Annotated in this window: 5 protein-coding genes; all 5 read right to left on the bottom strand. The window is 72.9% G+C overall.

All coding sequences use genetic code 11. From position 1 onward, the window contains the following. Window positions 1-114: 114 nt before the first annotated feature. Window positions 115-1,611: an FAD-dependent oxidoreductase gene (locus ACTIR_RS0100725; protein WP_026452852.1), complete on the bottom strand. Its 1,497-nt coding sequence runs from the start codon at window positions 1,609-1,611 to the stop codon at window positions 115-117. A gap of 71 nt (window positions 1,612-1,682) precedes the next feature. Beyond that, on the bottom strand, window positions 1,683-2,618 hold the full coding sequence (locus ACTIR_RS0100720; RefSeq protein WP_084789260.1) for a VOC family protein: 936 nt from the start codon (window positions 2,616-2,618) through the stop codon (window positions 1,683-1,685). 10 nt (window positions 2,619-2,628) lie between these two features. Next, window positions 2,629-3,813: an acyl-CoA dehydrogenase family protein gene (locus ACTIR_RS0100715; protein WP_026452850.1), complete on the bottom strand. Its 1,185-nt coding sequence runs from the start codon at window positions 3,811-3,813 to the stop codon at window positions 2,629-2,631. A gap of 109 nt (window positions 3,814-3,922) precedes the next feature. Next, entirely contained in the window at window positions 3,923-5,029 is a 1,107-nt protein-coding gene (locus tag ACTIR_RS0100710; RefSeq protein WP_052583663.1) for a ferredoxin--NADP reductase, read from the bottom strand. 61 nt (window positions 5,030-5,090) lie between these two features. Continuing rightward, window positions 5,091-6,146 (bottom strand): FAD-binding protein (locus tag ACTIR_RS0100705; RefSeq protein ID WP_026452848.1); only part of this gene is annotated, 1,056 nt, incomplete at its 5' end.

Here is a 6,146-nt window from a genome sequence, read left to right as displayed (position 1 = left end):
CCGTGTCGGTCGGCCCCGTGTCCGTCGTGGCCGCGTCCGTCGTGGCCGTGTCCGTCGTGGCCGTGTCCGTCGTGGCCGTGTCCGTCGTGGCCGTGTCCGTCGTGCCGTCCCCGGTCATGCCCCGGCCCCCGTCCCGGCGGGTTTCCCGGCCGCCGCACGCCCGGCGCGCCTGCCGAAGAACGTGCCGTCGCCGAGCGAGGTGCCACTGACGTAGTTCTCGCCGTGCACGCCCGAGCTCGCGCGCCCGGCCGCGAACAGGCCGCGGATCGGACGTCCGGCCACGTCGAACACGACGCCGTCCACGTCGGTGTGCAGGCCGCCGAGGGTGAACCCGGAGATCGCGGGGTTGTCCCCGGGTTTGTGCCTGCCCGCGTTGTCGAAACCGAGCCGGGTGTCGATCGCCGCGTACGGCGGGCGCAGCGGGCGCAGCCACCGCGCGGCCTTGTGGAAGTACGGGTCCCGCCCGTGCGCGGCGTGCTCGTTGTAGACGCCGACGGTGGTCTCCAGGGCACCCGGGGGCATGCCGGTGGCCTCCTCCAGCTCGGCCAGCGTCTCGGTGACGTGCTGGGGGCGCACCCCCCAAAGCTCCCCCTTGGGGATCTCGTCGTAGGCCTGTTCGTCGAGGATCACCCACCACGGCGCGGGCTGGTTCCGCACGGCGTCGACACTGATCAGCCCCGGATAGACGTCCTCGTTGCGGAAGCGCTGCCCGTGCGCGTTCACCAGCATCCCGCGGGCGATCATCGCGGGCACCACGGACAACGCGATCTGGGTGACCGACATCCGCCGGGTCGCCGCACCCAGGGCGGCCGCCATCCGGATGCCGTCCCCGTGGTCCAGGCCCGCGCTGACCTTGCCGTGCCCGGCCAGGTGCGGGGCGTGGTGGGCCAGCATCTCCTCGTCGTCCACGAATCCGCCGGTGGTCAGCACCACCCCCCGGCGCGCCCGCACGGTGATCTCGTCGCCGTAGCGGCGGGCGCGCAGGCCCACCACCCGGCCGATGTCGTCGACGACCAGGGCGTGTGCCCGGGTGTCCAGTTCCACCCGCGCGCCCTCGGCGCGGGCGGCGTCGGCGAGTTTCTCCATCAGCAGCCACCCACCGAAGGCCTCGGTCTCCGGCCGGTGCCCGCGCGGCACCGGCCGGGCGAGCTCGGTGTAGGGCCAGGCGTTCTCCCCCAGCCACATCAGCCCGTCGTCGGTCGGCGGCATCCACGTCGGCGCGTCGTAGAGGCGGGGGGCGAACGTCAGGCCGTGCGAGCACAGCCAGTCGAAGTGCTCCAGCGAGCCGTCGCAGTACAGGCGCAGCTTCCCGGTGTCGGCGTGCGGGCCGAGCACCGCCGACAGGTAGGCGAACATGTCCTCGGCCGAGTCGTCGAACCCGCACGCCTTCTGCACCGGTGTGCCGCCGCCGAGATAGATCTCGCCGCCGGACATCGCCGACGCACCACCGGGGCCGCCCGCCCGGTCCAGCAGGGTCACCTCCGCACCGGCCCGGGCGGCCTCGATCGCGGCCGAGGCGCCCGCGCAGCCGAAGCCGACCACGAGCACGTCGGTGGTGAGGTCGTAGTCGTGCACGGTGGACTCCGGCACCGTGGCCGGCGAGGTCGTCATCGGTACGCGCTCCTTCGCGGCGGGGGTGGGTTCCGGGGACCCGGCGTGCGGTGGCCCGGGCGTGGGGGCATTCAGCGTGGGGTGAACGCGGCCAGCGGTTCGGAGCCGGACCAGTCGTGGCCCCAGTAGCTGTCCGCGGTGATCTCCTCGGCGGTGTAGTGGCTCTCGTCGACGAGCATCCCGTCGGTGCCGTACTCGATGTCCCAGCCGCCCGGGGCACGCACGTAGAACGACACCATCTTGTCGTTGGTGTGTCTGCCCAGGGTCGACGAGATGGAGAAGCCGAGTTCGCGCACCCGGTCCAGCGCGCGGCCCACGGCGTCCAGCCCGTCCACCTCCACCATCAGGTGCACCAGACCCGGCTCCTCCCCGTGTGGTGCGGGGGCGACGGCGAGGCTGTGGTGCCGCCGGTTGATGCCGAGGAACCGCACCCGCGGCGGTTCGACCCGGCTGACGTCGCCCTTGCCGCCGTCGATGCGCATGGCGCCGCGCGGCAGGAAACCGAGCACCTCGGTGTAGAAGGACACCGTCTCCTCCGGTGTGGTGGTGGGCAGCACGACGTGGCCCATCCCCTGCTCGCCGGTGACGAAACGCTGTCCCCTCCCGGTCAGCAGCGGGCTGTGGTCCAGCCGCGGGGCGAAGAACACCTCGACCGGCACGCCCGCCGGGTCGGTGAAACTCAGCACCTGCTCCGCGCCGCGTTCCACGGCCTCCGGCCGGGACAGCATCGTCACCGGGGTGCCCGCCGCCTCCACGGCGCGGCCCACCGCCGCGAGCGCGAACTGGTCGCGCACCTCCCACCCCACGGCCAGCACCCGGTCGGTGTCGCCGGGCAGCAGGATCAGCCGCGCCCAGCGTTCGTCCATCCGCAGGTACAGCCCGTCCGGGTCCGGTCCGGACGTCTCGGCGAAGCCGAGTCCGTCGACGGCGAACTCGCGCCACCGGGCGAGGTCGGTCGTGGCCACCCGCAGGTAGCCGAGTCCCCGGATCTGCGTCACGTTGTGCACGGTCGTTCTCCTAGATCATGCTGCGCATCGGGCCCTGCGGCGGGTCGATGCCGAGCTGGGTCAGTGCGGAGGCGTGGAACACCGAACCGGGCACGTGGATCGCGTGTGCCAGGCCCATGTGCGCGTCCCGCCAGAACCGCTGGATGGGGTTGTCGCCGCGCAGCGCGTTGCCGCCGGAGCGGGCCACGATCTCGTCCACCGCCCGCACGGCCCGCCACGCGGCCTGCACCTGGGTCCGGCGGCCGACGGCGCGTTCGTCGAAGGTGACCTCGCGGCCCGCGGCGACGGCGTCGTACATCCGGGAGGCGTTGTCCAGCAGCGCCACCCGGGAGGCGGAGATCTCGGCGGCCGCCTCGCTGATCGCGGTCAGCACGTAGGGGTCGTCGACGACCTTGGTGCCGGTGATCTGCACCCGCTGCCGTTGGTAGGCCATGTGGTGTGCCAGGGCGCCCTCGGCGATGCCGAGCACGGCCGCGGTGATGCCGAGCGGGAACGCGCACGTGAAGGGCACGTGGTAGGTCGGGTTGGTCAGCCCGGCCTCCTTCGGCGCCTTCCCGTCGACCAGCGACCCGAAGTCGATCACCCGGTACTCCGGGACGAACGCCTCCCGGACGACGACGTCCTTGCTCCCGGTGCCCTTCAGGCCGACCACGTCCCAGGAGTCGGGGACGATCTCGTAGTCCGACCGCGGCAGGATGAAGTGTGCCGCCCGCATCGGCTGCAGCGGTGTCCCCTCCGCGTCGGTGAGCCGGCCGCCGAGGAAGATCCAGTCACAGTGGTCGGTCCCGGAGGAGAACTGCCAGCGCCCGTCGAAGACGTACCCGCCCTCCACCGGCCGCGCCGTGCCCATCGGCGCGTACGGGGAGGCGATCCAGGTGTCCGGACCGGACCGCCAGACCTCCTCCTGCACGCGGGGGTCGGCCATCGCCATCTCCCACGGGTGGACACCGACGATCCCGGCGACCCAGCCGCTCGACCCGTCGTGTCGCGCCGTGGCCATGACCGCCTCGGCGAACTCGCGGGGATGGGCCTCGTCACCGCCGTGCTTCGCCGGTTGCAGCATGCGGACGACCCCGGTGCGGCGCAGGGCCGCGGCGGCGTCGTCGGTGAGCCTGCCGAGCTTCTCGTTGTCCGGACCGAGTTCGGCGAGCTCGTCGGCCGCCTGTTCGATCGCGTCCAGGACCGTGTCTGCCATGTCTTCCCACTTCTGTGTCAGGTGCCGCGTGTGCGTCGGTGCGGGGTGCTGCCACGGTGTCAGCGCGGCGTCCGCGGCGGGGTGCGTCTCCCGCTGACCGGGAAGAGCCTCACTCCTCGTAGGTGACGGTGACGTGGTCGGACACCGGACGCGCCTGGCAGGCCAGGATCAGCCCGTCGTCGAGGTCGCCGGAGTCGAGGACGGCGTTGTGGTCCATCGACACCTCGCCGTCCCGCAGCAGGCAGGCACAGGCGCTGCAGTTGCCCTCCCGGCACGAGTACGGCGCGTCGATCCCGGCGGCCAGCAGCACGTCGAGCAGCCGCGCGGAGGTGGGCCAGCGCACGGTGTGCCGCTGCCCGTCCAGGACGACCTCCGCGGTGGCCGCGGCGGAGCCGTCGGGGTCCGCGGTGTCGGCGGAGCCGTCCGGGTGCGAGGTGTCGGCGGTGCCGGACGGGTCGGCGGGAACCTCCGGTGCGGCGAACGGGTCGCCGGTCAGCGAGTGGAACGTCTCAACGTTTATCCGCGCCCGGTCGACGCCGAGGCCCTGCGGGCCGCTGAGCGCGTCGGTGACCGCGGCCATGAACGCCTCCGGCCCGCACAGGAACACCTCGCGGTCGGCATACGGGCGCAGCACCTCACGCACCGCGGGCACGGTCGGCCTGCCCTGCACCGACTCCAGCCAGTGCAGCACGGTCAGCCGGTCCGGGAACGCCTCGACGAGCCCCCGCAGTTCGTCCCGGAAGATCACCGAGTCCTCGTCCCGGTTGGCGTAGACCAGGGTCACCGCACCGGTCCCGGCGTGCAGCACGGACTTGAGGATGGACAGCACGGGTGTGCTGCCGCTGCCCCCGGCGACCAGCAGGAGGTCCGCGTCGAACCCGGACGGGGTGAACGTGCCCGCCGGGCGCAACGCCTCCAGCGTGGTGCCCTCCACGACGCGGTCGCAGAGGCGGTTGGAGCCGTACCCGCCCTCGACCCGCTTGACGGTGATCCGGGGCTTGTCGTCCACGACCGGTGAGGAACACAGCGAGTAGCACCGCGCGGCGCCGCCGGGCCCGTCACCGGGGATCCGCACGGTGAGGAACTGGCCCGGCCGGTAGTGCAGCCTCCCGGTCTCCCCGGTGTCGTCGACCGGCTCCAGCACCAGCGAGTGCGCGTCGGCGGTCTCGGCGACCACCTCGACCACGCGGAGGGTCAGGACAGGGGGTGCGGTCATCACGTTCACCGACCTTCCGATGTGCACCGATCTCCCGGTGTGCACCGACTTCCTGGTGTGCTCAGCCACCTTGCGGGTCACCGGTGTCACCGGTGTCGCCGGTGTCGCCGGTGATCCCGGCGGCGTGGCGCGCGGCGAGGTAGCCGAACACCATCGACGGTCCGATGGTCGCGCCCGGACCGGCGTACTCGTTGCCCATCACCGGCGCGGAGGTGTTCCCGGTGGCGTACAGCCCCGCCACGGCCGAGCCGTCCGGGCGCAGGACCCGGCCGTGCTCGTCGCAGACCAGGCCGCCCTTGGTGCCGAGGTCCCCGACCTCGATGCGCACCGCGTAGTACGGCGCCTCGTCGACGACGTCGAGATTCGGGTTCGGCAGGGTGGGGTCGCCGTAGTAGCGGTCGTAGGCGCTCTCGCCCCGGCCGAAGTCGGGGTCGGTGCCCGAGCGGGCGGCGGTGTTGAACCGCTCGACCGTCGCGGTCAGCGCCTCCGGGTCCACCCCGATCCGCTCGGCCAGCTCGGCGACCGTGTCGGCGGTGTGCACGATGCCCTGTTCGTAGAACGCCCCGGGGAACGGCGCACCGGGCAGCACCTGGGCGAACGGGTACCGGGCACGGGCCTTGGCGTCCATCACGAACCACGCCGGGACGTGCCCCCCGGCGAGCTGGTCGTGGACGAAGTTCACGTACGGGGCGGACTCGTTGGTGAACCGCCCGCCCTCGCCGGAGACGATCAACGACCGCGGGATGCAGCGTTCCGACACCAGCGGAATCACCGCGCCCGCGGGGTGCCGCACCGACGGCATCCACCAGGCGTCGTCCATGAACGCCAGCTCCGCGCCCAACGCCTCGCCCGCGCGGATGCCGTCACCGGTGTTCTGCCGCGCGCCCGCGCTGTGGTTCTCCCGGGCCCCTTCGGGCAGGTACTTGTCGCGCATGTCGGTGTTGTGCTCGAACCCGCCGGTGGCCAGCAGCACCCCGCGCCGGGCGCGCACCCGCACCGGTTCGCCCTCCCGTTCCAGGGTGGCGCCGAGCACCGCACCGTCGTCGTCGGTGACCAGCCCGGTCATGGTGGTGCGCAGCCACACCGGCACCCCCGCGTCGCGCAGCGCCATCCGCAG

It is taken from the genome of Saccharomonospora iraqiensis subsp. iraqiensis, assembly GCF_000430445.1.
In the GTDB taxonomy this organism is placed as follows: domain Bacteria; phylum Actinomycetota; class Actinomycetes; order Mycobacteriales; family Pseudonocardiaceae; genus Saccharomonospora; species Saccharomonospora iraqiensis.
Note: the sequence above shows the minus strand (reverse complement) of the source record. Positions and strands in the feature narration are given on the sequence as shown.

What these genes read in the sequence shown, in the direction of transcription:
- ACTIR_RS0100715 (WP_026452850.1), bottom strand. Translation starts at nt 3,813, where the DNA reads ATGGCAGACACGGTCCTGGACGCGATCGAACAGGCGGCCGACGAGCTC.
- ACTIR_RS0100725 (WP_026452852.1), bottom strand. Translation starts at nt 1,611, where the DNA reads ATGACGACCTCGCCGGCCACGGTGCCGGAGTCCACCGTGCACGACTAC.
- ACTIR_RS0100710 (WP_052583663.1), bottom strand. Translation starts at nt 5,029, where the DNA reads ATGACCGCACCCCCTGTCCTGACCCTCCGCGTGGTCGAGGTGGTCGCC.